The 26,454-nt window shown below is 70.6% G+C and carries 23 protein-coding genes, 4 tRNA genes and 1 pseudogene; 16 read left to right on the top strand and 12 right to left on the bottom strand.

Going from position 1 to position 26,454, the window contains the following annotated elements; all coding sequences use genetic code 11:
* Positions 1-7: 7 nt before the first annotated feature.
* The 4 genes from purD (at position 8) to PV963_RS21920 (ending at position 6,159) form a co-directional block, all read left to right on the top strand.
* Positions 8-1,258 (top strand): phosphoribosylamine--glycine ligase, encoded by a 1,251-nt coding sequence (gene purD / locus PV963_RS21935; protein ID WP_274817457.1) that lies wholly within the window; start codon positions 8-10, stop codon positions 1,256-1,258.
* A 330-nt stretch (positions 1,259-1,588) separates the two neighbouring features.
* The gene (locus PV963_RS21930; RefSeq protein WP_274822086.1) at positions 1,589-3,415 is read left to right on the top strand and encodes a hypothetical protein; all 1,827 of its coding nucleotides are present in this window, start codon (positions 1,589-1,591) and stop codon (positions 3,413-3,415) included.
* A 249-nt stretch (positions 3,416-3,664) separates the two neighbouring features.
* Entirely contained in the window at positions 3,665-5,140 is a 1,476-nt protein-coding gene (locus tag PV963_RS21925; RefSeq protein ID WP_274817456.1) for a N,N-dimethylformamidase beta subunit family domain-containing protein, read from the top strand.
* A gap of 119 nt (positions 5,141-5,259) precedes the next feature.
* A complete protein-coding gene (locus PV963_RS21920) occupies positions 5,260-6,159 on the top strand; it encodes a phosphoribosylaminoimidazolesuccinocarboxamide synthase (RefSeq protein ID WP_274817455.1) in 900 nt (299 codons plus the stop codon).
* Between the two features lie 55 nt (positions 6,160-6,214).
* Here PV963_RS21920 and PV963_RS21915 read toward each other — a convergent pair.
* From PV963_RS21915 to PV963_RS21880, 8 genes are all read right to left on the bottom strand, one after another.
* Positions 6,215-6,290 (bottom strand) — tRNA-Gly (locus PV963_RS21915).
* Positions 6,291-6,312: 22 nt separating this feature from the next.
* A complete protein-coding gene (locus PV963_RS21910; RefSeq protein WP_274817454.1) occupies positions 6,313-6,933 on the bottom strand; it encodes a response regulator transcription factor in 621 nt (206 codons plus the stop codon).
* Positions 6,930-8,234: a sensor histidine kinase gene (locus PV963_RS21905; RefSeq protein ID WP_274817453.1), complete on the bottom strand. Its 1,305-nt coding sequence runs from the start codon at positions 8,232-8,234 to the stop codon at positions 6,930-6,932. Before PV963_RS21905 ends, PV963_RS21910 begins: the two co-directional genes overlap by 4 nt.
* A gap of 22 nt (positions 8,235-8,256) precedes the next feature.
* The gene (locus PV963_RS21900) at positions 8,257-9,060 is read right to left on the bottom strand and encodes an ABC transporter permease (protein WP_274817452.1); all 804 of its coding nucleotides are present in this window, start codon (positions 9,058-9,060) and stop codon (positions 8,257-8,259) included.
* Entirely contained in the window at positions 9,057-10,028 is a 972-nt protein-coding gene (locus tag PV963_RS21895; RefSeq protein ID WP_274817451.1) for an ABC transporter ATP-binding protein, read from the bottom strand. The genes PV963_RS21900 and PV963_RS21895 overlap by 4 nt, the downstream gene beginning before the upstream one ends.
* 130 nt (positions 10,029-10,158) lie before the next feature.
* Positions 10,159-10,231, bottom strand: a tRNA-Gly gene (locus tag PV963_RS21890).
* A gap of 82 nt (positions 10,232-10,313) precedes the next feature.
* Positions 10,314-10,385 (bottom strand) — tRNA-Gly (locus PV963_RS21885).
* 134 nt (positions 10,386-10,519) lie between these two features.
* Positions 10,520-10,837, bottom strand: a complete 318-nt coding sequence (locus tag PV963_RS21880) for a histone-like nucleoid-structuring protein Lsr2 (RefSeq protein WP_274817450.1) — start codon at positions 10,835-10,837, stop codon at positions 10,520-10,522.
* 267 nt (positions 10,838-11,104) lie between these two features.
* Between PV963_RS21880 and purS the strand changes: the two genes are divergently transcribed.
* The 10 genes and pseudogenes from purS to purM all read left to right on the top strand — a co-directional run bounded on the left by purS (position 11,105) and on the right by purM (position 21,823).
* The gene (gene purS, locus PV963_RS21875) at positions 11,105-11,368 is read left to right on the top strand and encodes a phosphoribosylformylglycinamidine synthase subunit PurS (RefSeq protein WP_010045045.1); all 264 of its coding nucleotides are present in this window, start codon (positions 11,105-11,107) and stop codon (positions 11,366-11,368) included.
* Entirely contained in the window at positions 11,365-12,045 is a 681-nt protein-coding gene (gene purQ, locus PV963_RS21870) for a phosphoribosylformylglycinamidine synthase subunit PurQ (protein WP_274817449.1), read from the top strand. The genes purS and purQ overlap by 4 nt, the downstream gene beginning before the upstream one ends.
* Complete coding sequence (purL, locus tag PV963_RS21865) at positions 12,042-14,300, top strand: phosphoribosylformylglycinamidine synthase subunit PurL (protein ID WP_274817448.1); 2,259 nt, start codon at positions 12,042-12,044, stop codon at positions 14,298-14,300. The genes purQ and purL overlap by 4 nt, the downstream gene beginning before the upstream one ends.
* Before the next feature lie 191 nt (positions 14,301-14,491).
* Positions 14,492-14,845, top strand: coding sequence for an effector-associated constant component EACC1 (locus PV963_RS21860; protein ID WP_274817447.1), 354 nt, complete (start codon positions 14,492-14,494; stop codon positions 14,843-14,845).
* The gene (locus PV963_RS21855) at positions 14,842-16,860 is read left to right on the top strand and encodes a caspase, EACC1-associated type (protein ID WP_274817446.1); all 2,019 of its coding nucleotides are present in this window, start codon (positions 14,842-14,844) and stop codon (positions 16,858-16,860) included. Before PV963_RS21860 ends, PV963_RS21855 begins: the two co-directional genes overlap by 4 nt.
* Before the next feature lie 7 nt (positions 16,861-16,867).
* Positions 16,868-17,450, top strand: a pseudogene (locus PV963_RS21850) (M23 family metallopeptidase); the annotation flags it as partial.
* Between the two features lie 23 nt (positions 17,451-17,473).
* Positions 17,474-18,271, top strand: a complete 798-nt coding sequence (locus PV963_RS21845; RefSeq protein WP_274817445.1) for a maleylpyruvate isomerase family mycothiol-dependent enzyme — start codon at positions 17,474-17,476, stop codon at positions 18,269-18,271.
* Between the two features lie 72 nt (positions 18,272-18,343).
* The gene (locus PV963_RS21840) at positions 18,344-19,117 is read left to right on the top strand and encodes an META domain-containing protein (RefSeq protein WP_274817444.1); all 774 of its coding nucleotides are present in this window, start codon (positions 18,344-18,346) and stop codon (positions 19,115-19,117) included.
* A gap of 63 nt (positions 19,118-19,180) precedes the next feature.
* On the top strand, positions 19,181-20,710 hold the full coding sequence (gene purF, locus PV963_RS21835) for an amidophosphoribosyltransferase (protein ID WP_274817443.1): 1,530 nt from the start codon (positions 19,181-19,183) through the stop codon (positions 20,708-20,710).
* A gap of 45 nt (positions 20,711-20,755) precedes the next feature.
* A complete protein-coding gene (purM, locus tag PV963_RS21830) occupies positions 20,756-21,823 on the top strand; it encodes a phosphoribosylformylglycinamidine cyclo-ligase (RefSeq protein ID WP_274817442.1) in 1,068 nt (355 codons plus the stop codon).
* Positions 21,824-21,907: 84 nt separating this feature from the next.
* Here the strand turns inward: purM and PV963_RS21825 are convergent, their stop codons facing one another.
* Positions 21,908-22,159, bottom strand: a complete 252-nt coding sequence (locus tag PV963_RS21825) for a DUF3073 domain-containing protein (RefSeq protein ID WP_020277200.1) — start codon at positions 22,157-22,159, stop codon at positions 21,908-21,910.
* Between the two features lie 299 nt (positions 22,160-22,458).
* Positions 22,459-23,562: a Leu/Phe/Val dehydrogenase gene (locus PV963_RS21820; RefSeq protein ID WP_274817441.1), complete on the bottom strand. Its 1,104-nt coding sequence runs from the start codon at positions 23,560-23,562 to the stop codon at positions 22,459-22,461.
* Between the two features lie 222 nt (positions 23,563-23,784).
* On the opposite strand from PV963_RS21820, the gene PV963_RS21815 reads away from it, so the two are divergent.
* Complete coding sequence (locus PV963_RS21815; protein WP_274817440.1) at positions 23,785-24,630, top strand: hypothetical protein; 846 nt, start codon at positions 23,785-23,787, stop codon at positions 24,628-24,630.
* 596 nt (positions 24,631-25,226) lie between these two features.
* On the top strand, positions 25,227-25,433 hold the full coding sequence (gene bldC, locus PV963_RS21810; protein ID WP_003949541.1) for a developmental transcriptional regulator BldC: 207 nt from the start codon (positions 25,227-25,229) through the stop codon (positions 25,431-25,433).
* Positions 25,434-25,893: 460 nt separating this feature from the next.
* On the opposite strand, the gene PV963_RS21805 is transcribed toward bldC, so the two are convergent.
* Positions 25,894-26,094 (bottom strand): DUF6274 family protein, encoded by a 201-nt coding sequence (locus tag PV963_RS21805; RefSeq protein WP_274817439.1) that lies wholly within the window; start codon positions 26,092-26,094, stop codon positions 25,894-25,896.
* Between the two features lie 192 nt (positions 26,095-26,286).
* Positions 26,287-26,361, bottom strand: a tRNA-Asp gene (locus tag PV963_RS21800).
* Positions 26,362-26,454 lie beyond the last annotated feature (93 nt).

Genomic DNA, 26,454 nt, shown 5'->3' with positions numbered 1-26,454 from the left:
GACCCCCGTGAAGGTCCTCGTCATCGGCAGCGGCGCCCGCGAACACGCCCTGTGCCACTCCCTGTCCCACGACCCCGACGTCACCGCGCTGCACTGCGCCCCCGGCAACGCCGGCATCGCCGAGGTCGCCGAGCTGCACCAGGTCGACGCCCTGGACGGCACGGCCGTCACCGCGCTGGCCAAGCAGCTCGGCGCGGACCTCGTGGTCGTCGGCCCGGAGGCGCCGCTGGTCGCCGGTGTCGCCGACGCCGTCCGCGAGGCCGGCATCCCGGTCTTCGGCCCGTCCGGGCAGGCCGCCCGGCTCGAGGGCTCCAAGGCCTTCGCGAAGGACGTCATGGCGACGGCCGAGGTGCCCACGGCACGGTCGTACGTCTGCACGACCCCCGAGGAGGTCGACGCGGCCCTCGACGCTTTCGGCGCCCCGTACGTCGTCAAGGACGACGGGCTCGCCGCCGGCAAGGGTGTCGTCGTCACCGACGACCTCGACACGGCCAGGGCCCACGCCGCCGCCTGCGAACGCGTGGTCATCGAGGAGTACCTCGACGGCCCCGAGGTCTCCCTGTTCGCCGTCACCGACGGTGAGACGGTCCTGCCGCTCCAGCCCGCCCAGGACTTCAAGCGCGCGCTGGACGGCGACCAGGGCCCGAACACCGGCGGCATGGGCGCGTACTCCCCGCTGCCGTGGGCCGACCCGAAGCTGGTCGACGAGGTGCTCCAGACCGTCCTCCAGCCGACCGTGGACGAGATGAAGCGCCGCGGCACGCCGTTCTCCGGGCTGCTCTACGCCGGACTCGCGATCACCTCCCGCGGCGTCCGCGTGATCGAGTTCAACGCCCGCTTCGGCGACCCCGAGACCCAGGTCGTCCTGGCCCGGCTGAAGACGCCGCTGGCCGGTCTCCTGATGGCCGCGGCCACCGGCAACCTCGCCCACCTGGAGCCGCTGCGCTGGAGCGACGACGCGGCCGTCACGGTGGTCGTCGCCTCGCACAACTACCCCGGCACCCCGCGCACCGGCGACCCGATCACCGGTCTCGACGAGGTCGCCGCCCTGGACGCCCCGCACGCGTACGTGCTGCACGCCGGCACCAAGCGTGACGGCGACGCGATCGTCAGCGCGGGCGGCCGCGTCCTGTCCGTCACGGCCACCGGCAAGGACCTCGCCGAGGCCCGTGACCGCGCCTACACGGCCGTCGGCCGCATCCGGCTGGACGGTTCCCAGCACCGCACGGACATCGCCGCGAAGGCGGCAGGCGCGTAACCGGTCCCATGCCCCCACCGGGCTGGGAAACCGCCCCCGCGCGATGAACCCCACAGGCCCCGGATCCGTCTCAGGATCCGGGGCCTGAAGTTTTCGGTATGCGGGGCCCGATCCTCGCTTTCCGTCATCCACCTCTCCCCAAAGCCATTCCATCGAGTGACCGATGCCCTATCCGGCTGACGGGGGGCGGAGCCCCAACTAGGGTGCGGCGCAAGCGTTCCGGCACTTGGCCCACCGGCATTGCGATGTCAGTGACGGGTGCCACAGTGGGGGAGTGAGCAAGGAAAGCGTCAGGCCAGCGGGGAGGGGGTGAGGTCGGTCGTGACCGGAATGGGTGTGGAGGCAGGGGCGCAGGCCGCGCGGTCACGGGCGCTCGTCGTGCTGCGCATCCGCAGCCGCGCGCTGGCCGTCGCCCTGCTGCCCGCCGCCGTCGCCGTGATCCTGCTGGCGGGTGCCGCCACCGGCCGCCTCGTCGGCCCCGGCTGGGATGCCGTCCGCTGGACCCTGACGCCGGTCGCGGTCCTCGTGCTGCTCGCCGCCGCGGGTGTCGCCCTGGTCGTCGCCCGGGCCCGCCCCGCCATGAGCCCGACCATCCCGATCAACGAGGAGGCGGCCCCCGACCTGTACCGGATGGTGCGCGACCTCGCCGACCGCCTCGACGTCCCAGCGCCCTCCGCGATAGCGCTCACACCGGACTGCGACAGCTGGCTGGAGGACCGCACGCACCGGGCCCACGGCCCGCCCCCCGCCGAGGAGCACGACGACATAGCGGGCGGCGGGAGACCCACCCACCGCCGTCACCCGGTCGCCCCCGTCCTCGTCATCGGCTCGCCCTTCCTGTGGTGGATGCGGGTCGGCGAGCTGCGCGCGGTCCTCGCCCCGGTCGTCGCCGGTACGGGCCCCTCGGCGCACCCGGACATAGCCGCCGCCCGGCGCTTCGTCCGGGGCCTGGACGCCGCGGTGGCCGTGGCCTCGGCGCCGCACCGCGGGCGGGTGTCGCGGGCCGGGCTGGCCGGTGTCGGCTGGGTGGCCCGGCTTCTGCTGCGCAGTTGCCGTGTGCACGCCGCCGAGATGGAGCGGGGCGTGGCCGCCGCGGCCGCGGAGCGTGCACAGGCTGTGGATTACGGGCTGCGGATCGTCGCGCAGGAGCAGGTGGGCCTGGCGTACGCGGGCTGGGACCGGCTGCTGACCCGGGTGGCGCTGCCCGCCTGGCGGATGGGCCGCTGGCCGTCCCGGCTGGACGCCGGTGTGGTGGCGGCGCTCACGGAGCTGTCCCGGCGCGACCGCCTGGCCGAGGGCTTCGCCTCCCGTCTCGGTGAGCGGCCCGCCTGCGATCTGCTGGAGGAGCCGGGCGCGGTCGACGAGGCCGCCTCCCTCCTCGCCGCTCGCCTCTTCCACGGTGGCCCCGCGGGGCCCGGTCCCGACTGGTCGCCGGTGGGCTGGAGCGAGTATCCGGAGGAGGTAGTGGACCGCAAGTGGCGCGTCGACGCGGCCCGCCTGCACCGCGTCCTGGACGCCATGGGCGTCCGCCCGGCCCTGGGAAGCACGGCCCCGAACACCGGCGGCCCGACCCTCTCCCGCGTCCTCGACCACCTGACGGACCGAGCGGACCGCCTGACGGACCAAGCCGGAGAGACCCCCTTCACCACACGAAGCCCGGAACTATCCAGAAGCCCGGAACCACCCCCCAACGACGACGAAGAAGACCTCTCCGGCACCACCCCCCGCAGCGCCACCCTCGCCGCCCGGCTCAGCGCCGAACTGTCCCGCGAGGAGGCCACCGCGACGCCGAGCCCGTCGGCCACCGCCCCCTCGACCGCCCCCTCCTCAACCGCCCCTTCCCCGGCCACCCCGGACCCCGCCGCCCTCTGGGACGACCGGACCCTCCCCCTCTTCCCCCTCCAGCCCCCGCGTACGGCCCGCGAACTGCTCGCCGACCACCTCACGGCGATGATCTGCTGCGCCGCGATGGACACCGCCGGTGCGACACCGGGCCTGGACTGGCTGGACGGCCCGACCCTCCTCCACAACGGCGAGCGCACCGCCGACCTGGCGCCCAAGGTCCTCACCCTGATCGAGGACGGCGACTCCACCCCCCTGCGGGCCTGGCTGGCCGAGCTTGGGATACGCCCCGAGAAGCCGGTCCGGCTCGGTTGACCGCCGGAGCACCCGCTTCCGCTTCTGGCCAATTCGAAACGAACAGTGACGAAGTGCGCGCATTATGTGATGTGCTTGGACCGTTCGCGCACATGGCAAGGGCTTGCGACATACGACAAGCACATAAGCACGACGGGACCGCACAGCCCCCAGTACGCCGCACAGGCCGCAGAACCCGCAGACACCACACCAGTAGGCAACGCACACCAGCACGCACAACCACGGGGGCGAAGGGGAGGGGAAGCAACCATGGGTTCGGAGCAGATCCGCCGCTGGGAGTCGGGAGCGCTGGCGCACGCCGTGACGGATCCCTTCGGGCAGGGCCCCGTTCCGTGGCTGCGCGGAAACGTGACGTACTTCGACGACAGCGGCCAGGTCGTCCCCTGGTACGTGGACCAGGATCCGGCCCAGGCCCCGAAGAAGGGCAGCCGCTCCGGCGGCCCCCGCGCGGCCGACGACGTTCACTGCCAGATCAAGGGCTTCACCTCCACCGGCGCGGTCGCGCCCGGCGAGGCCATCGACTTCCACATCACCGTCGACCCGCCCCAGGAGTTCGGCGTCGACATCTACCGCATCGGCCACTACGGCGGTGACGGCGCCGCGAAGATCACCACCAGCCCGCGTCTGTCCGGCATGGTGCAGCCCCCGCCGCTCACGGCGGACCGTACGGTCTCCTGCCACCACTGGTGGCTGTCCTGGCGGCTCCAGATCCCGTCGTACTGGAACATCGGCGCGTACGTCGCCGTCCTCACCACCGCCGACGGCTACCGCTCCCACGTCCCGTTCACGGTCCGCCACGACCAGCCCGCCGACCTGCTCCTCGTCCTGCCCGACATCACCTGGCAGGCGTACAACCTCTACCCGGAGGACGGCCGCACCGGCGCCAGCCTCTACCACGCCTGGGACGAGAAGGGCCGGCTGCTGGGCGAGTCCGAGGCCGCCGCCACGGTCTCCTTCGACCGCCCGTACGCGGGCGCCGGCCTCCCCCTGCACGTCGGCCACGCCTACGACTTCATCCGCTGGGCCGAGCGCTACGGCTACGACGCCGCCTACGCCACCGCCGGCGACCTGCACGCGGGCCGCGTCGACCCCACCCGCTACCGCGGCCTGGTCTTCCCCGGCCACGACGAGTACTGGTCGGCCGCGATGCGCGGCGCCGTAGAGCTCGCCCGCGACGCCGGCACCTCGCTCGTGTTCCTCTCCGCCAACTCGATGTACTGGCAGGTGGAGCTGGGCCCCTCCCCGTCCGGCGTCCCCGACCGCCTGCTGACCTGCCGCAAGCGCAGGGGCCCCGGCAAGCCGGTGCTGTGGCGGGAGATCGACCGGGCGGAGCAGCAGCTCATCGGCATCCAGTACGCCGGGCCCGTCCCCGTGCCGCATCCGCTGATCGTGCGCAACGCCGGCCACTGGCTGTGGGAGGCGACCGGGGCGCAGGAGGGGGACGAGATCGAGGGCATGGTGGCCGGCGAGGCCGACCGCTACTTCCCGCGCACCCCGCTGCCCGAGCACGAGGAGCGCGTGCTGCTCGCCCACTCCCCGTACACCGACAAGGAGGGCGCATCCCGCCACCAGGAGACGTCCCTGTACCGCGCCCCCTCCGGCGCCTGGGTCTTCGCATCCGGAACGTTCGCCTGGACCCCGGCCCTGGACCGCCCGGGCCACGTCGACCCCCGCATCCAACGGGCCACCGCAAACCTCCTCGACCGCATCTGCAAACGCGACTGACCCACTGTCCGTGATCAGTCCCGAGTACGGGAGAATCGACCCATAGGCTCGCCCGTCTCCCACCGCCACCCAATGGGAGCCCTGCGGGCGCCCCTCTTGTTCAACCACGGGGAGGAACCGTGTCCGGATTCGTAGAGAAGCCCGAGCCGATCCAGGTTCCGGGCCTGGTGCATCTGCACACCGGAAAGGTGCGTGAGCTGTACCAGAACGAGGCGGGCGACCTCGTGATGGTCGCCAGCGACCGCATCTCCGCGTTCGACTGGGTGCTGCCGACCGAGATCCCCGACAAGGGCCGGATCCTCACGCAGCTCTCCCTGTGGTGGTTCGACCAGCTCGCCGACCTGATCCCGAACCACGTCCTGAGCACGGAACTGCCCGCGGGCGCCCCCGCCGACTGGGCGGGCCGCACGCTCGTCTGCAAGTCCCTCCAGATGGTCCCCGTGGAGTGCGTGGCCCGTGGCTACCTGACCGGCTCGGGCCTGGTCGAGTACAACGACTCCCGCACGGTCTGTGGCCTCGCCCTCCCGGAAGGCCTGGTCGACGGCAGTGAACTGCCCGCCCCGATCTTCACCCCGGCCACCAAGGCCGCCGTCGGAGAGCACGACGAGAACGTCTCCTACGAGGAGGTCGCCCGCCAGGTAGGCGCCGACACCGCCGCCCGGCTGCGTCAGGCGACCCTCGCCGTCTACTCGCGGGGCCGGGACATCGCCCGCGACCGGGGGATCATCCTCGCGGACACGAAGTTCGAGTTCGGCTTCGACGGCGACTCCCTGGTCCTCGCGGACGAGGTCCTCACCGCGGACTCCTCCCGCTTCTGGCCGGCCGACCAGTGGCAGCCGGGCCACGCGCAGCCGTCGTACGACAAGCAGCACGTCCGCGACTGGCTGACGTCGCCGGAGTCCGGCTGGGACCGCAAGAGCGAGCAGCCCCCGCCCCCGCTGCAGCAGGACGTCGTGGAGGCCACCCGCGCCAAGTACGTGGAGGCGTACGAGCGCCTGACCGGCACCAGCTGGACGTAGGACCTGGATCCAGGACACAGAGAAGCCCCCCGGCCGGAACCGGGGGGCTTCTCGCTGGAGCGAACGACGAGGTTCGAACTCGCGACCTCAACCTTGGCAAGGTTGCGCTCTACCAACTGAGCTACGTTCGCATGCGCCGTGGCGCGAGAACCACTATACCCAACCTCGCTCCCGCGCGAGCCGCACCGCGGCATGCCGGTTCTCCGCCCCCAGCTTCGACACGGCCGACGACAGGTAGTTCCGCACGGTCCCCTGTGACAGCGCGGCCCGTTCCGCGATCTCGGCCACCGGCGCGCCGTCGGCTGCGAGTTCCAGCACCTCGGCCTCCCGGGCGGTCAGCGGCGAGTCCCCGGCGGCGATCGCGTCGGCGGCCAACTCGGGGTCGACGTAACGGTTCCCGGCGTGCACCGTGCGAATGAGCTCCGCGAGCCGCTGCGCACTCACGGTCTTCGGCACGAACCCCCGCACCCCGGCCTCCAGAGCCCGCTTCAGATGCCCGGGCCGCCCGTGGCTGGTGACGATGAGCACCTTGCAGCCGGGCAGTTCGGTGCGCAGGGATGTGGCGACCTTCACACCGTCGGCGCCGGGCATCTGGAGATCCAGTACGGCGACGTCGGGCTGGTGCGCCCGGGCCATCGCCATCGCCTCCGGCCCGGTGGCAGCCTCGGCGACGACCATGATGTCGTCCTCCAGGGACAGCAGCGCGGCGAGCGCGCCACGGATGAGGTGCTCGTCATCGGCGAGCAGCAGCCGCACGGGTTCTACGGCCGTCATGGCATGACCTCACTCACAGAACGCACAGCGGCTGTGGACCCGGAAGGGCCGGAGGGGCCGGAAGGGCCGGACTGCGACGGCAGCGGATTCTGCGACGGCAATGGAATCCGTGCCGTCAGCCGGAACAGCCCCCGGCCCGTGGGCCCGGCCTCCAGCGTCCCGTCGATCTCCGCCAGCCGCTCCCGCAGCCCTGCCAGCCCGGAGCCGGTCGAGCCGGACGACCCGTCCCCGGCCTCGCTGACCCCGTCGTTCTCCACGGACAACACCACGTGCCCCTCCAGCACCCGCAGCCTCACCGCACACCGCCGTGCGTCCCCGTGCCGCAGGACGTTCGTCGCGGCCTCCCGCACCACCCACCCCAGGGCGGACTGCACGGCGACCGGCAGCCCGGCCGCCGTCGCCCCGCTCACCGTGCAGTCGATGCCGGCCGCGGTCAGCACCCCCTGCGCCCCGGAGAGTTCCGTTCCGAGATCGGCCTCCCGATAGCCCCGGACGACCTCCCGTACCTCCCGTTGCGACTCGTGCGCGAGCCGCTGCACCTCGACCATCTGCGCCACGGCCTCCGGCCGGTCCCGCTGGGCGAGCTGCACGGCCAGTTCGCTCTTGAGCGCGATGACGGCGAGGTTGCGCCCCATGACGTCGTGCAGGTCCCGCCCGAACCTGAGCCGTTCCTCGGCGACGGCGAGCCGGGCCCGGTTCTCACGCGCTTCGTCGAGCTCATAGACGATGTTGAGCAGCCATACGGAGATGACAGCGGTGAAGGCGAGGAGACCGCCGCAGAACAGCGCGATCACCGACGCGAAGAGCGATTCGCCCGCCGGGGCACCCCGGGTGAACGCCACGATCCAGGAGCTCACAGCGAAGGCCCCGACGACGGCGAACACGCGCTTGCGCTCACGGATGCCGAGCGCGATGATGCCGGCCCCGACGACGACCACCACCCCGAAGGCCCCGCCTGCGGCGGTGTCCACCTGCTCGCCGCCCGGTCCGCGGTCCGCGATGCCGATCGCGGCGACGCCGACCGCGGCGGTGACGGCGGCCAGCGTCCAGAGCAGCCGGACGGGCTGCGGCCGCCTGCCCCGCGTCCAGTCCAGCGACCGTGACACGGTGACGAAGCAGACCGCGGCGTGCACGCCCAGCACCAGCAGCAGCCCGGCCCCCGGCCACACCCCCAGGGGGGCGGCCAGGAGTCCGACAGCGATGAACTCGATCACCGCGAAGGAGTAGAACGACCACCGGGTGTACGTCTCGACCTTCTCCGGCTTGCTCTGCCGCCGCCACCACCTGCCCGGCCAGCGCATCAGCCCGTCACTCCCCCTTCGGTCAGCGCCGCGGTTCCCAGCGGAACCACCGCCGTACAGCAAACACCGCGATGACGATCCAGGCCACCGCCGTCGCCACGGCGCCCAGCGCCTCGTACGCCGACAGGTCGCCGGTCCAGCCGCCTCGCACCAGGGTGACGACGGGTGTCAGTGGCAGCAGTTCGCAGACGGAGGCCACCCGGTCCGGCAGCAGCTCCAGTGGGAAGAACATGCCAGAAGCCATCCACGAGACGAGCATCAGCGGCAGGGGCGTGACCTGGGCGCTCTCGCCGGTCCGGGTGAAGCTCGCGGTGGCGGCGGCCAGCGCGGCGCACATCACGAGCCCCAACAGCAGGCCGACGACGGCCAGATGGGGCGCGGGCGGCGCGGACAGATCCAGCAGGACCGAGCAGCCCACCACCAGCAGCAGACTCTGCGCGAGCCCGGTGACGACGGCCGGCAGGGCCGCGCCGGTCAGGATCTCGACGTCCCGCAGCTCGCCGGTGCGCAGCCGCTTGAGGACGAGTTCCTCACGCCGGACGACGAGGGCGCCGACGAGCACCGAGTAGACGGCGAACAGCAGGGAGAAGCCGACCGCGGCGGGCAGGACCAGCGTGCCGGTGTCCAGACCGACTTCGGCGAGGTCCATCTCCTTGGCCATCTGGGACGTGCTGACCGGCAGCACCAGCGGTGCGAACAGCGCGGCGACGAGCGCGCCCTTGGTGCGCCCGAGCAGGGTCACTTCGGCACGGGCGAGAGCCGTCATCCGGCTCAGGGGAGTAGTCGCCGCCGGCGCCGGGCGGGTCGTCGTGTGCGTGGCGCTCATGCCGCGTACTCCTTCGTCGTCATCCCCATGGCCTGCTCCGCCGAGACGTTCTTGGCGATCCCGAGGAACGCCTCCTCCAGGGAGGCCGACCGCACGTCCAGGCGGCGCAGCTCCACCCGGGCCTGCGCGGCCCACGTCAGCAGCCCGGTGGCCGTCCGCTGCAGTTCATGGGTGCGGAGCCGGATGATCCGGCCGTCGGTCCCGTGCCCGGTCACGCCCAGCTCGCCGAGCGGCGGGAGATCGCCGACGAAGTAGCCCTCGGGCAGCTCGAAGGAGATCCGGGACGGTTCGGCGGCGGTCACCTCGGCCGGGGTCCCGGTGGTGGCGATGCGGCCCTCGTGCATGATCGCCAGCCGGTCGGCGAGGTTCTCGGCCTCCTCCAGGTAGTGCGTGGTCAGCAGCACCGTCGTACCGCCGTCGCGCAGCGCGCTCACCAACTCCCAGGTGTCGCGGCGTCCTTCGGCGTCCAGCCCGGTGGTCGGCTCGTCCAGGAAGAGCACCTCGGGGTCGCCGAGCAGCGCGAGCGCCAGATCCAGCCGGCGCCGCTGGCCGCCGGACAACTGCTTGACCCGGGTGCCGGCCTTCGACTCCAGCCCGACCAGTGCCAGGACCTCCGCCGGCGGCCGGGCCCCGCTCACGCAGCCCGCCCACATCCGCGCGGTCTCCGCGACGGTCAGCTCGGACGGGAAGCCGCCTTCCTGGAGCATCACCCCGGTGCGGGGCCGTACGACGGCCCGGTCGGTGTACGGGTCGTGCCCGAGGACCCGCACCCGGCCGTCCGCCGGGGCCGCGAGTCCCTCCAGCAGTTCGACGGTCGACGTCTTGCCCGCGCCATTGGTGCCCAGCAGGGCGAAGATCTCCCCACGCCGTACGGAAAAGCTGATTCCGCTTACCGCCTCGAACCCGCCCCCGTACACACGCCGCAGGTCGGTGACCTCAATCACGTGTTCGTGTCCGTTGGTTTCCATGTCTTCAGCGTCCCGGCCGCACGGCCCCGGGAGCAGTGCGCGCTGTCATCACTCGGCATGACAAATGTCAGAAGCGGAGAAGGAAACACGAAGAAGACCCCGGTCCATCAGGACCGGGGTCTCATTCCCGAGCGGACGACGAGGCTCGAACTCGCGACCTCAACCTTGGCAAGGTTGCGCTCTACCAACTGAGCTACGTCCGCGTTTGCTCCCGACCGGCTCTCACCGATCGGTGCGGGCACCAGCCTACCTGATCCACAAGAGTGGTCGGTACTGGCGATGCAGAGCGGGTGACAGGAATCGCACACTGCGCCTTCCCCCTGGAAGGGGGATGTTCTACTACTGAACTACACCCGCGTGTTTCCGTGAGCTGGGCCTTTCGGCCTCGCCCCTCGGCGTGCTCCAGACTCTAGCTGATCAGCCGGGGTGCTGCGCAAGTCGGTTGCCGCGAGGGGCGGGTGACCGGTCGTCCGCCCGGCCTCACCGGGCGGTCACTGCGCGGCGGTGAACGCCTCGTAGACCCTCTTGGGAATGCGCCCGCGCGCGGGGACCTCCATCTTGTGGGCCTGGGCCCAGGCGCGCACGGCCGACGGGTCGGGGGCGACCTCCGTCTGCCGGTACGTCCTGCCCGAGCGGGACCGCTTGCGGCCGGCCTCCACGTAGGGCGCGAGCGCCTTCCGCAGTTCGCCGGCATTGACTTCGTTCAGGTCGATCTCGTACGACTTGCCGTCCAGTCCGAAGGCGATCGTTTCCGCCGCTTCCGAGCCGTCGATGTCGTCAAAGAGAGTGACCACGACCTTCTGCGCCACGAATATCGGTCCCTTCCTGCGGCACTTGCCAATTCATTTCTACAGTGCCCGGCAATGCAATGTGAAACCCGACTAAATCCTTCCGCGTGTCCGAACGCAATAGGTTTCGGGTGCCGACCCGGAATCTTTCCCGGAAATTTTCGTGTGTGGGCACGTTGATGCCGGATCGTGATGACCGTCACGTAGATTCCTACAAGTCGACGCGCGTAGAAATTTTGTGCGGGTAGTCTGAAGGAACCTGCTCAGCACCACACACCGGGAGTGCCAGTGGCACGCGTCGTAGTCGACGTCATGCTCAAGCCGGAGATCCTCGACCCCCAGGGCCAGGCGGTGCAGCGCGCACTGCCGCGGCTGGGTTTCGAGGGGATCTCGGACGTCCGCCAGGGAAAGCGTTTCGAACTGGAAGTTGACGGGCCGGTCGACGAGGCCGCCCTCGCCCGCATTCACGATCTTGCGGAGTCGTTCCTCGCGAACACCGTGATCGAGGACTTCACGGTCCGGGTCGAGGAAGTCGCGGAGGCCGTGAAGTGACCGCTCGTATTGGCGTCGTCACTTTCCCCGGCAGTCTGGACGACCGGGACACCCAGCGCGCGATCCGGCTCGCGGGCGCCGAGCCGGTCGCCCTGTGGCACAAGGACAAGGACCTCAAGCAGGTCGACGCCGTGGTGCTGTGCGGTGGTTTCTCCTACGGCGACTATCTGCGCGCCGGGGCCATCGCCCGTTTCTCGCCGGTCATGGAGCCGCTGATCGAGCAGGCGAAGGCCGGCCTTCCGGTCCTCGGCATCTGCAACGGCTTCCAGATCCTCACCGAGGCCCATCTGCTGCCCGGCACGATGCTGCGCAACAACCACCTGCACTTCATCTGCCGTGACCAGAAGCTGCGCGTGGAGAACGCCGAGACGGCCTGGACCAGCGACTACACCGCCGGCCAGGAGATCCACATCCCGCTGAAGAACATCGACGGACAGTACGTCGCCGACCAGCGCACGCTGGACGCGCTGGAGTCCGAGGGTCGGGTCGCCTTCCGGTACCTGGACGTCAACCCCAACGGCTCGAACAACGACATCGCGGGTGTCACCAACGAGGCCGGCAACGTCGTAGGCCTCATGCCGCACCCCGAGCACGCCGTCGAGCCGCTGATCGGAACCGGTCGCAGCGACGGTCTCCCGTTCTTCACCTCGATCCTCAAGAAGCTGGTCAACGCATGAGCCGGACGCCTCTGGACACGGTCGAGCACGCGGCCGCGACCCCCGACGTCGAGCTGCCCTGGGCCGAACTGGGCCTGAAGAAGGACGAGTACGAGCGCGTGGTCGAGATCCTCGGCCGCCGGCCCACCGGTGCCGAGCTCGCCATGTACTCGGTGATGTGGTCGGAGCACTGCTCGTACAAGAGCAGCAAGGTGCACCTGCGCCAGTTCGGCGAGAAGGCACCCGAGAACGACGCCCTGCTCGTCGGCATCGGCGAGAACGCCGGTGTGGTGGACGTCGGCCAGGGTTACGCGGTCACCTTCAAGGTCGAGTCGCACAACCACCCGTCGTACGTCGAGCCCTACCAGGGCGCGGCCACCGGTGTCGGCGGCATCGTCCGCGACATCATCGCCATGGGCGCCCGCCCGGTCGCGGTCGTCGACCCGCTGCGCTTCGGCGCCGCCGACCACCCCGACACCAAGCGTGTGCTGCCGGGTGTCGTCGCGGGCATCGGCGGCTACGGCAACTGCCTGGGTCTGCCCAACATCGGCGGCGAGGTCGTCTTCGACTCCTGCTACCAGGGCAACCCGCTGGTCAACGCCGGGTGCATCGGCGTGATGCGGCACGAGGACATCCACCTCGCGAAGGCGTCCGGCGCGGGCAACAAGGTCATCCTGTACGGGGCCCGGACCGGCGGCGACGGCATCGGCGGCGCGTCGATCCTGGCCTCCGAGACGTTCGACGACGCCAAGCCCTCGAAGCGCCCGGCCGTCCAGGTCGGCGACCCCTTCCAGGAGAAGCTGCTCATCGAGTGCACCCTGGAGGCCTTCAGGGAGAAGCTGGTCGTCGGTATCCAGGACCTGGGTGCGGCGGGCCTGTCCTGCGCCACCTCGGAGCTGGCCTCCAACGGCTCTGGCGGCATGCGCGTCACCCTGGACGACGTCCCCCTGCGCGACTCCACGCTCTCTCCCGAGGAAATCCTCATGAGCGAGTCGCAGGAGCGCATGTGCGCGGTCGTCGAGCCGGAGAAGGTCGACCGCTTCCTGGAGATCTGCGAGAAGTGGGACGTCATCGCCACCGTCATCGGTGAGGTGACCGACGGCGACCGCCTGGAGATCTACTGGCACGGCGGCAAGATCGTCGACGTCGACCCGCGCACGGTGGCCCACGAGGGTCCGGTCTACGAGCGCCCGTACGCCCGCCCGTCCTGGCAGGACGCCCTCCAGGCGGACGACGCGAACAAGCTGCCGCGGCCGCGGACCTCCGAGGAACTGAAGGACCAGGTCCTGAAGCTGGTCGGCTCCCCGAACCAGGCCTCCAAGTCCTGGATCACCTCCCAGTACGACCACTTCGTGCAGGGCAACACGGTCCTCGCCCAGCCCGAGGACTCCGGCATGATCCGGATCGACGAGGAGACCGGCCTCGGCGTGGCCCTCGCCACCGACGGCAACGGCCGGTACGCCAAGCTCGACCCGTACGCGGGCGCGCAGCTCGCGCTGTCGGAGGCGTACCGCAACGTCGCCACCACCGGCGCCAAGCCGCTCGCCGTCTCCGACTGCCTGAACTTCGGCTCGCCCGAGGACCCTGCGGTGATGTGGCAGTTCGCGGAGGCCGTGCGCGGTCTGGCGGACGCCTGCCGGCAGCTCGGCACGCCGGTCACCGGCGGCAACGTGTCCCTCTACAACCAGACGGGCGAGGCGGCCATCCACCCGACCCCGGTGGTCGCGGTCCTGGGCGTCATCGACGACGTCGCCCGCCGCACGCCGGTCGCCTTCCAGGAGGAGGGCCAGCTGCTCTACCTCCTCGGCGACACCCGTGAGGAGTTCGGCGGCTCGGCCTGGTCGCAGGTCGTCCACGACCACCTCGGCGGTCTGCCGCCCAAGGTCGACCTGGAGCGCGAGCGCCTGCTCGCCGAGATCCTGATCGCCGCCTCCCGCGACGGCATGATCGACTCCGCGCACGACCTGTCCGACGGCGGTCTGATCCAGGCGGTCGTCGAGTCGGCGCTGCTCGGCGGCAAGGGCGCCCGCCTGATCGTCCCGGACGGTCTGGACGCCTTCACCTTCCTCTTCTCCGAGTCGGCGGGCCGCGCCGTCGTGGCCGTGCCGCGTTCGGAGGAGGTCCGCTTCAACGACATGTGCGGGGCCCGGGGTCTGCCCGTCACCCGCATCGGTGTCGTGGACGGTGCCACGGTGGAGCTTCAGGGCGAGTTCGAACTGTCCCTTGAGGACCTTCGGAAGGCTCACGAAGAGACGATCCCGGCGCTGCTTGCGTGAGCGGCCCCACGCAGACGGAGGTCTCACCCCAGGGGCGAGACCTCCGTCTGCGTTCCCGGCCACCCCACCCGTCCGCCCCGGGATGGTGAACACTTCGGGAACCGCTTGTAACTCCCGAGGCGCGCAGGGTAGTTGTGTCAGTGGGACAGCGTTTGTGGACACGGCTCGGGCGGGCAGGGGGAAGCGGGCGGATGGACATCAGATTCGAGGCGGCCAGACAGGACCACGAGGAGGATCTCGAGTCTCTGTTCGATTGGTTCTCAGACGACCGGTCGTTACGTGGTCACGTCCGGGTGGAACGGGTCGCCGCCGATCACCCGGGCCGGATGGGGACCGGCCTCGAAGCGGTGCTCGCGGTGATCGCGACCGCGACAGGCATGGCCCAGCTGCCGCTGTCGTACCTGGCCTGGCGGCACAGCCGCAGGGACCGGGGAACCATCACGTTCCACATCCACGGTGTGGACCCCGCCGAGGCGGATGACATCCTGCGCAGGCTGCGCGGCGACACCGGGGACGACAACGGTCCGGAGGCGAGCGGGCGGTGACCTCGGCCTCCGTGGGAGCCGGCACGCAGCCGACCGGCGAAGCGTCCTCCCGGATCGATCCGAGCCGCTCCGCATGTGTGCTGATCGGCGTCGACGGCTTCACCTCTCTGGACCCTCTGCGCAGCGTCCGCAACAACCTCGTCGAACTGCGGGCCGCGCTCATGGACGAGCAGATATGGGGCATCCCCGAAGAGCGGATCTTCACGGTCGCCAACCCCGAGGCCCAGCCCGATATGGTGGCCCCGATCCGGGAGGCCGGCGCCCTCGCCGAGGACACGCTGATCGTCTACTACGCCGGGCACGGACTCGTCGACCGCCACGAGCGGCAACTCCTGCTCACCCTGCCCGGCTCGGTCGAGGGCCAGCCGGAAACCTGTGTCCGCTCCAGCGACGTGCGCCGCGCCATCCGCGACACGGGGGCCGCGCTGCGCCACGTCCTGATCCTCGACTGCTGCTTCAGCGGCCGGGTGCTGAACGAGATGAGCGGCACCGACCCCGGCACGCAGGGCAGTGAGGCCGCTGTGGCGGCGCTGCGCGGGGTCGAGGGCTCGTACGTCATGGCCTCCGCCCCACGCGACCGGCCCTCCCACGCCCCCGATCCCAAGCGGTGCACCCTCTTCACCGGTGCCCTCGTGGACGTCATGCGCCGGGGGGTGCCGGACGGGCCGGAGATGCTGGGGCTGCACGCCCTCTTCCAGGCGGCGAAGGAGCGCATCTCCGCCCTGAAGCCCGCTGTGCCGCAGGAGCCCCAGGACGAGGACCACAACGGAGTCGGCCGACTGGACTTCGTCCGCAATGTGGCCGTGCTCCCTCCGCTGCCCCCACCGCCCGTGCAGCCCATGGGTCCGCCGCGCCGGGCCCGCATCCTGCTGTGGTCGTTGGCGGCCGGGTGCGCCGGCCTCGCTCTCGGGCTGGGCGCCGCCCCTGCCGCCGACTGGTGGCACGACACCCATCCCGCGCCCGCGACCGGCAACTGCACCCCGTCGGCCGATGACAAGACGCCCCAGGCGGTCCTGCTCGGCCACTCCGACGCCCTGAACAAGAAGAACGTCGACTACGAACCGGTCGAAGGCCTGTCCTCCCTCGCCCTCGTCTCCCAGGGCCCGGTCTTCAAGGCCCTGGCGCTCGCCGACAACTCCCCGGGCCGGGTCTTCCCGCTCAGCCTCGGCACCTCCTCGCACCTCGAGCCCGTGGCCGACACGCCGGTGACGCTGCGTCGGCCGAACGGCGAGGCGTTTCCCGAGTGGTACGACGGGGAGGCCCTGGCCGTCGAGAAGGGCGGCCGGACGATGCTGATCGGCTCCGAGACCGGCCCGGCCATCCGCCGCTTCGACCTTGTCACCGGACGGCAACTCGGCAAGGACCTCCCCATCCCCGAGGACCTGCGGTACTGGCCCCACGGCAGCGCCCAGATGGGCCGCAGCATCGAGTCCCTCGCTCTCTCCCCGGACGGCCGCCACCTCTACGCGGGCTGGGAGTCCCCCCTGGCCAAGGACGGCGACCAGCGCGGCCGGGGCATCATCCGCATCCAGCGCTACGCGGGCTCGCCCGGGGGCACCTACACCCCGGACCGGCAGTACGCGTACCTGGCCGGTGACGGAATGAACCTGGTGGAACTGGTCGCGCTCGACGACGAGGGCGGACTCCTCGCCCTGGAGCGCCAGTACACGGCCGGCCTCGGTGCGGCGGTGCGTGTCGTCCAGCTGTCCCTCGAAGGGGCGGGAGACGTGACCGGCGAGAAGTCCCTTTACGGGGTCCCCGTGGACGTCTTCGCCCGGCAGAAAGCCGTCTTCAACCTGGCCGGCTGCCCGCAGGGCGGCCCCGGAGCGGTCGCCACCCCCGCGTCGGCGCCGATCAACCCGCTGGTCGACAACGCGGAGGGCATGGCCCTGGGCCAGCCGTGGACCACCGGCGAGTTCCAGGGCTGGCGGCCGCTGTATCTGATCTCCGACGACAACGGCAGCGGCGACCAGATCACCCGCCTGTACGCGTTCGCGGTGCGTCTGGCACCGTGACGGCTCCGCTGCCCGCACCCCGAGCCACGGCCTGCACGCCTACGGGCAGACGTACGCCATCGACGTCGTCGCCGAGCCGGAGTCCGGCGCCCGTCCCGGCTTTCGTGTGCTGTGGCCGCTCGCCCGCCGCAGCCGTGACTTCCCGGCGCTCGGCAGGACCGTGCTCGCTGTCGCGGACGGCACTGTCGTCCGGGCCGTCGACCACCGGCGCGACCACCTCAGCCGCACGTCCGTGCCTGGTCTGCTGTACCTGTTCCTGGTCGAGGGCTCGGCCCGGTAACTGAGCGGGGTCGGCCGGATCATGGGCAACCACGTCGTGCTCGACCTCGGCGACGGCACCTACGCCCGCTACGCGCACCTGCGCCGCGGCTCCCTCGCCGTGGCCGAGGGCGACCGCGTCCGCGCCGGCCGGCGGATCGCCGGCTGCGGGAACTCCGGCAACTCCACGGAACCCCACCGTTGTCCTCCGGCCGCACTTCCAGCTGATGGACGGCTCCGACCCGGCCACGGCCCGCGGCCTTCCCTTCCGCCGGCACGGCGTCGGTGTCCCGCGCAACCACAAGATCTTCGACGCCCCCGCGACCACCCCCCCAGTCGGCCTAGGCTGCTCCCCATGCCCCCGGCCAAGAAGCGCACCCGCAGCTACGACCCCGCCAAGATCCGCGCCGCCCTACTGGCCCAGTTCGGGAACGTACGGACCGCCGTCCGCGCCCTCACCCCCGAGCAGCTCGCCCTCCCCACCCGCCTCGGCGCGTGGACGGTCCGGGAGCTGGCGGCGCACGTGACGATGGCCGTGGAGAGCGTCAGCCGCAATCTCGACCGCGAGGAACCGGCGAAAGCGGAGCTCACCCTCCTCGACTGGCCCTTCGCCACCGCCGCCCGCGCCGTCGGCATCGCCGACGACACCCGGCAGCTCGCCGAGGCCCACCCCGACCTCGACGCCCTCTACGCCGGCACCGGGGAGAGCCTCACCGAGAAGCTGGCGGACGCCCCCGGCACCCGCCTGCTCGCCACACGCACCGGCGCCATGACCCTCGCCGACTACCTGGTCACCCGTACCGTCGAACTCGTCGTCCACACCGACGACCTCAACGCCGCCGTTCCCGGCCTGGACATCCCCTACGACCGTCAGGCCCTCGCCGCCTGCACCCGGCTGCTCGCCGACGCGCTGGCCGCCAAGGCACCCGGCGGCTCGACGGAGGTACGGGTTCCGCCGTACGCGGTGGTGCAGTGCGGCGAGGGCCCGAGGCACACCCGGGGCACCCCGCCCAACGTCGTCGAGACGGACCCGCTGACCTGGATCCGGCTGGCGACCGGACGGCTGGAGTGGGCACAGGCGCTCCAGGACGCCAAGGTCAGCGCCAGCGGGGAGCGGGCGGATCTGTCGGCCCACCTGCCGCTCATGGCATAGGCGCTCAGGCAGCAGAGGGAACACGCGCGCCGTAAGGGGAACCGATCCCCCCGGGTCCCCCGTCGAAGTGGCATGGACAGGCAGAAGCAGCGCATGACCCTGACGGCCGCCGCCGTGCTCGTCCCGCTCATGGCGGGCTGCGGCAACGAGAAGGCGGACAGCGGCAGTGGTTCGGTCGGTGCCGGGAAGCCGGTGACGGGCGTGCGGTGGAGCGTGGACAGCGTCACCACGGACGGCAGGACCCACAAGGCCCCGACCGGCGCCCACGTGACCATCGACAAGGGCCGGGCCGAGGGCAGCTACGGCTGCAACAAGTTCGGCGCCGACGCCACCGTCGACGGCGACCGCATCCGGCTCAGCAAGACCATGTCCACGGAGATGGCCTGCGAGAACAAACCCATGGAGTTCGAGGAGACCCTCGCCCGCACCCTCTCCGACCGGGAGCTCAAGGCCCGGGTGGACGGCGACCGCCTCACCCTCACCACCGACCAGGGGGACACCGTCCGCCTGACCGAGGCCCAGGACGCCCCGCTGAGCGGCACCAAGTGGACCGTCACGACCCCGCGGACCGACGGCCGCGCCCACCTCACCTTCGACGAGAAGAAGGGCACCGTCGCCGGCAGCCTCGGCTGCAACAAGGTCAACGCCGAGGCCACCGTCCGCGACGGCCATATCACCCTCGGCCCCCCGTCCACGACCCGAATGATGTGCGAAGACTCACTCATGTCCGACGAGAAGGCCCTGCTGCGACTTTTCGACGGGAAGCTGAAGTACGGAGTCGATCACCAAACCCTGACGCTGACCAGCGAAAACGGCACGAGTGTGCGAGCCGTCGCCGAGCAGTGATCCACTGAAAAGTCCGGTATCCCCAATTCGGACCAGTGGACGACCTCGCCTACACTCGGTGGCGTGCCACGTGGTGACGGACGACTCAACCACGACCTGCTCCCCGGTGAGAAGGGCCCCCAGGACGCTTGCGGCGTCTTCGGTGTCTGGGCTCCGGGCGAAGAGGTCGCCAAGCTCACGTACTTCGGGCTCTACGCCCTCCAGCATCGAGGCCAGGAATCCGCGGGAATCGCGGTCAGCAACGGCTCACAGATCCTCGTCTTCAAGGACATGGGCCTGGTCTCCCAGGTCTTCGACGAGACCTCACTCGGTTCGCTCCAGGGTCACATCGCGGTCGGTCACGCCCGCTACTCGACCACCGGCGCCTCCGTGTGGGAGAACGCCCAGCCGACGTTCCGTGCGACCGCGCACGGCTCCATCGCGCTCGGCCACAACGGCAACCTCGTCAACACCGCCCAGCTCGCCGAGATGGTCGCCGACCTGCCCAAGCAGGAGGGCGGCCGCACGCCGCGCGTGGCGGCCACCAACGACACCGACCTGCTCACAGCGCTCCTCGCGGCCCAGGTCGACGAGGACGGCAAGCCGCTGACCATCGAGGAGGCGGCCGGCCAGGTCCTGCCCCAGGTGCGCGGTGCCTTCAGCCTCGTCTTCATGGACGAGCACACCCTGTACGCCGCCCGCGACCCGCAGGGCATCCGCCCGCTGGTCCTCGGCCGGCTGGAGCGTGGCTGGGTCGTCGCCTCCGAGTCCGCCGCCCTCGACATCTGCGGCGCCTCTTACGTCCGCGAGATCGAGCCGGGCGAGTTCGTCGCCATCGACGAGAACGGCCTGCGCACGTCGCGATTCGCGGAAGCGAAGCCCAAGGGCTGTGTCTTCGAGTACGTGTACCTGGCCCGCCCGGACACCGACATCGCCGGCCGCAACGTCTACCTCTCCCGCGTGGAGATGGGCCGCAAGCTCGCGAAGGAAGCCCCGGTCGAGGCCGACCTGGTGATAGCGACCCCGGAGTCCGGCACCCCGGCGGCCATCGGTTACGCCGAGGCCTCGGGCATCCCCTTCGGCGCCGGCCTGGTGAAGAACGCCTACGTCGGCCGCACGTTCATCCAGCCCTCGCAGACCATCCGCCAGCTGGGCATCCGCCTGAAGCTGAACCCGCTGAAGGAAGTCATCAAGGGCAAGCGCCTGGTCGTCGTCGACGACTCGATCGTGCGCGGCAACACCCAGCGGGCCCTGGTCCGCATGCTCCGCGAGGCGGGCGCCGCCGAGGTCCACATCCGGATCTCCTCGCCGCCCGTGAAGTGGCCCTGCTTCTTCGGCATCGACTTCGCCACCCGCGCCGAGCTCATCGCCAACGGCATGACGATCGAGGAGATCGGCACCTCGCTGGGCGCCGACTCCCTGGCCTACATCTCCATCGACGGCATGATCGAGGCGACCACCATCGCCAAGCCGAACCTGTGCCGCGCCTGCTTCGACGGCGAGTACCCGATGGAGCTCCCCGACCCCGAGCTGCTCGGCAAGCAGCTCCTGGAGACGGAGCTGGCCGCCGGCCCGGCCGCCACGGCCGCCGCCGACGCGATCCGCCGCCCGTAGGCAGCCCGCAATACCTGCTGTACGACACGAAGGTTCTCATTAGCCATGTCTGAGACAACTGGTGCCAGCTACGCAGCTGCGGGCGTCGACATCGAAGCGGGCGACCGCGCCGTCGAGCTGATGAAGGAGTGGGTGAAGAAGGCCCAGCGCCCCGAGGTCCTCGGCGGCCTCGGCGGCTTCGCCGGCCTCTTCGACGCCTCCGCCCTGAAGAACTACGAGCGGCCCCTGCTCGCCTCGGCCACGGACGGCGTCGGCACCAAGGTCGACATCGCGCGTCAGCTGGGCGTCTACGACACCATCGGCCACGACCTGGTCGCCATGGTCATGGACGACATCGTGGTGTGCGGCGCCGAGCCGCTGTTCATGACCGACTACATCTGCGTCGGCAAGGTCCACCCCGAGCGTGTCGCCGCCATCGTCAAGGGCATCGCCGAGGGCTGCGTGCTGGCCGGCTGCGCCCTGGTGGGCGGCGAGACGGCCGAGCACCCGGGCCTGCTGGGCGAGGACGACTTCGACGTCGCCGGCGCCGGTACGGGCGTCGTGGAGGCCGACCGGCTGCTCGGCGCGGATCGTATCCGGACGGGTGACGCGGTGATCGCCATGGCGTCCTCCGGTCTTCACTCGAACGGGTACTCCCTCGTCCGGCACGTCCTGCTGAACCAGGCCGGCCTCACCCTGGACACCCACATCGACGAGCTCGGCCGCACCCTCGGCGAGGAACTGCTGGAGCCGACGAAGATCTACTCGCTGGACTGCCTGGCCCTGATGCGCACCACCGAGGTGCACGCCTTCAGCCACGTCACCGGCGGCGGACTCGCGGCCAACCTCGCCCGGGTCGTCCCCGACGAGCTGCACGCGATCGTCGACCGCTCCACCTGGACCCCGGGCCCGGTCTTCGAGCTCGTCGGCCGGACGGGCAGCGTCGAGCGCCTGGAGCTGGAGAAGACCCTGAACATGGGGGTCGGCATGATCGCGATCGTGCCGCAGGAGTCCACGGACGTGGCCCTGGCGACCCTGGCCGACCGCGGCGTGGACGCCTGGGTGGCAGGCGAGATCACGGACCGGGGCGAGCACACCACCGGCGCCGCCCTGATCGGTGACTACGCGAACTGAGGCACGGAGGGCCGTAACCCTGCGGGCAGCACAGAACCCGGTCGGTGACCGAAGTCACCGACCGGGTAAATGCTCAGTGCAAGGTCAAGCGCCGCGACGGTGCTGCGAAGACTGGTCGTCCTCGTCCTCATCGTCGTCCTCGTAGAGGTCGGCGTACCGTGCGTACAGGTCGTCGTCCTGATCATCGTCCTCGAACGGCCCGCCGTTAGGCGGCTGCGGATTCGAAGGCGATGCACCCAGCTCCTCGGCCAGGCGTGAGAGGTCAGTCCCACCGCTGTTGTACTTCAGCTGGCGGGCGACCTTCGTCTGCTTGGCCTTGGCCCGGCCGCGCCCCATGGCTCGACCCCCTCAACGACGGGGCTCGACGGCCCCAGAGTCTTGACACGCGTTCATGGTCCGGCACGGACTCTCCGCAGAGAGACCGGTCCGTAGGGCTTCCACGGTACCTGAGCCCGCGCCCATACGGTACGTCGCCCGCATGACGTGCCCGCGCCCAGGACCTTCGAGGCGCCCCGTCCTCGCTGGTCAACCGCGATTTTAACCACTTATCGGCGGTCGACCCGCCGGTAGAAGTGAGAGTTCTCTCTAACTGCCCACCGACGGGTACCGGCCAAACGTACGAGGGCGCTCTCGAATCAGCGCGCCCGGCGGGCCGCGGCCGCGTCGTGCATGCGCTGCTCGGCGATCCGGTCGGCCGCGGCAGCCGGCGGAATGCCGTCTTCCTTCGCACGTGCGAATATGGCCAGCGTGGTGTCGAAGATCTTCGCCGCCTTCGCCTTGCACCGGTCGAAGTCGAAGCCGTGCAGCTCGTCGGCCACCTGGATGACGCCGCCGGCGTTCACCACGTAGTCCGGCGCGTAGAGGATCCCGCGGTCGGCGAGGTCCTTCTCCACGCCCGGGTGGGCGAGCTGGTTGTTGGCGGCGCCGCAGACCACCTCGGCGGTCAGCACCGGCACGGTGTCGTCGTCCAGCGCCCCGCCCAGCGCGCAGGGGGCGTAGATGCCCAGACCGTCGATGCGGATCAGCTCGTCGGTGTCCTTCACGGCCATGACGTCCCGGTGCCGCTCGGTGATCCGCCGTACGGCGTCCTCGCGCACGTCCGTGACGAAGACCTCGGCGCCCTCCTTCACCAGGTGCTCCACCAGGTGGTGGCCGACCTTGCCGACGCCGGCGATGCCGACCCGCTTCGCGCGCAGCGAGGGGTCGCCCCACAGGTGCTGCGCGGAGGCCCGCATACCCTGGTAGACGCCGTAGGCGGTGAGGACGGAGGAGTCCCCGGCGCCGCCGTTCTCCGGGGAGCGGCCGGTGGTCCAGCGGCACTCGCGGGCCACGACGTCCATGTCGGCGACGTACGTGCCGACGTCGCAGGCGGTGACGTAGCGACCGCCGAGGGAGGCGACGAACCGGCCGTAGGCGAGGAGCAGCTGCTCGGTCTTGATCCGCTCCGGGTCGCCGATGATCACGGCCTTGCCGCCGCCGTGGTCGAGACCGGCCATGGCGTTCTTGTACGACATCCCGCGGGCGAGGTTCAGCGCGTCGGCGACGGCCTCGGCCTCGTTCGCGTACGGGTAGAAGCGCGTACCGCCGAGCGCGGGGCCCAGGGCGGTGGAGTGGATGGCGATGACGGCCTTGAGGCCGCTCGCGCGGTCCTGGCAGAGCACGACTTGCTCATGACCGCCCTGGTCCGAGTGGAACAGGGTGTGCAGTACATCAGCAGGTGCGCCGGTTACGTCGGTCACTGTGGTGACTCCTGAGTAAGTTGCGGCGGGTGGAGACCAGCTCCCGTGCGGGTGGCGGGGGCTGTGAGCACGAGATTAGAGCCTGGGGGGCCCGCCGGCCGCACAGTGCTCAGGATCACCTCCGACCGGAGTACTCCCGTGCGACGATTTGCATAGATTTCCCGTGCGTTTGTGAGTGGGTTCCGCAGGTTTTCGCGACGATGGGCGGGGGAGGGAGCAGGCGTGCCCAAGGTGTCCTCGGTGATCGTCCCCTACGCGACCTATCTGCGCGTGTACGAACCGCTGGCCGCCTTCCCGGAACCGGAGCGCAGCCACTGGGCCCGCTACGCCCGCCGTCCGGACCGTCCCTCGTACCAGGACGAACTGCGCCGCGCTCTGGCCGACTTGGCGCCCATCCCGCCGGTCCTGGTCCCGGTGCACGAGAGCGAGGACGCCTTCGTGCTCGACGTGGACGGCGTCGTCTGTGTCTGCCCCTGGCGCACCCGGCTGCGCGGCTGGCAGGCCCTGGAGGAGCTCTCCGAGGAGCTGCCGCCGCCGGTCCTGGACGCGGTCCTGCCGCCCTTCCTGCGCCGCCAGGCGGCCCAGGACTACGAGCGCTGGCTGGTGGAGAACCCGGACGCCCGGCCGTGGATCCGTACGGCGACCTGGCAGGTGCCGATCAACTGGTTCGTGCTGGTCGCCGACGAGGAGCGCGAGTACGACAAGGGCGACAGCGTGGACAGTCCGCCGGTGCTGCGCTACCGCACACCCATGGTCCAGGCCCGGCGGCGCGTCGCCCAAGGCCTGCGGGCCCTGAAGGAGGCCATGGACGAGGGGCCGCTGATCGACGGCCTGGTGGACGTCGGGCGCTGGCTGGAGGAGTTCCACCCGCGCTCGCTCGTGGAGCTGGACTACGGCGGGCTGGTGCACGCCGTGCCGACCGGGGCGCTGGAGGACGACCACTCGGCCGCGGACGTGGCCGAGGGCATCGCGGCGCTGCGCCGGGGCGACGGGGCGGCCGCCGGGGCGGCGTACGCACGTCTGGTGGAGCGGTGGCGTTCCGTACGGGATCTGCGGTCGGCGAACTGACCTCTGACCTTCTGTTCCTACGGACCGCTCGCGGTCGGTCACGAACAGGCGTTTGACGTACCGCCCGTTTTGGGGTTTCGTCCTCGCACCGACGTTCCTGAACTGCGCTCTGCGTTTCCTGACGCCTTGTCAACAACGGACGTAGGTCCTGATCCGGGCGTACCTCTCAAGTAGGCCAAACGTGACGGACTGCACGTACATGGCCCTTGCGCCCCTTGCCCCTCCTCATGCCAAAATAGGACAAGGAGTCCGGGGGGCTCCTTCCGTCCCGTTGTGCTGCATTGTGGACGGAATCTCAGCATTGCACGCTTTGGGGGGTCTGGTGACTCCTGGTCGTCCTGTGACTGATCGTCACAGTGGCGTGACTGTCCGCTATGGCATGGTCCATCGGCTTCCGTCGCTGATGAACACCTGGGAGGGCAATTCCATCGGTTTGGCCGACGCGGCTGGACAGATGGTGTAGTTGTAGTGCCGAGGACAAGCCGTTCGTCCTATAACCGACTCGACTCGCGTCCGCCATTTCGGGCAACGCGGGTCAAGGTGCAGAATTTAGAGGAAAGAACCGAGAAGGTTCGGTTCTCCCGAGGAGGCCGCTCATGACCGCTCGCACCCCTGATGCCGAGCCGCTGCTGACCCCGGCTGAGGTCGCCACCATGTTCCGCGTCGACCCGAAGACGGTCACGCGGTGGGCGAAGGCCGGCAAGCTCACGTCGATCCGCACGCTCGGCGGGCATCGCCGCTACCGCGAGGCAGAGGTCCGCGCTCTGCTCGCGGGCATTCCGCAGCAGCGCAGCGAGGCCTGAACAACTGAATAACCGGGCAAACCGGCTGGTCCCCCATCAGCCGAGAGGTCCGGAACCACAGCTCCAAGCGACGCGGGTCCTGCCCCAACAGGCCCCACCCCCACGCCAGTCAGAGCTATCCAGGCATACAACAGGGTGCGTCGTCGGTCGCGCTGGACTCCGCCGGGTCCAGCGCGACCTTTTTGTGCGCCGGCTGTCGGTCGCCGAGCCCTGTTGTGAGCGGCCTTGTCGGAGTCTGGGGAGGGGTGACGGATGCCCTGTGTGCAGCACCGTCGAAGGGGTGCAATTGCACATATTAAATTGACCTGTTGTAGGCGAGGTGTAAGTACCGCACTTTCCAAAACTCATGCGGTGACACCCGTCACATACCAAGCGGCTTGTTAGCTCCGCCGCGGGTGCGGTAGTGGAACCACCGGCTCCAGTACCCCGTGTACGGACGGGTGTTGAGGCCGGCCTTCGGTCAGGCTCGCGCCGGACTCTCGTTCTCGACGGCCCTCTGGGAGGCCTGGGCGGTGCGAGGGGCGGACTGGGCGGACTCCATCGCCAGTCGCAGCAGGTGATGGCAGATCGGACAGTGGCGAGTGAGATGCCGGTACGACGACGCGGCCGCCAGGTGCGCGCGGAGCAGGGCCCGCGTCTCATGCCTAGCCGATGCCGCCATACGCCACCTCCAGAAGGCCGAACGGGGAACGGCCCTGGTTTCTGGGTACCGACGGAACGACAGGCCGTCAAGACGGCGTGAAGGGCCGGGAAGGGGTGTCTCGCAGGTCAGGGGCGCACAAAGGAGCCTGGACGCGGCGGGGTTCGGGCAACCGAAAGAGCCCGGATCCGAAGATCCGGGCTCTTTCACTTGCGGTCCTGACGGGATTTGAACCCGCGGCCTCCACCTTGACAGGGTGGCGAGCACTCCAAACTGCTCCACAGGACCAGGTTTCGCGGCGCCATTCGTGCGTTGCGCTGCGAGAAGAGACTGTACAGGAGGGTGGGTCCCTGGTCGAACTCACCCTGCGTGCGCACGCCG

This window comes from Streptomyces coeruleorubidus, from assembly GCF_028885415.1.
GTDB lineage: Bacteria > Actinomycetota > Actinomycetes > Streptomycetales > Streptomycetaceae > Streptomyces > Streptomyces coeruleorubidus_A.
Note: the sequence above shows the minus strand (reverse complement) of the source record. Positions and strands in the feature narration are given on the sequence as shown.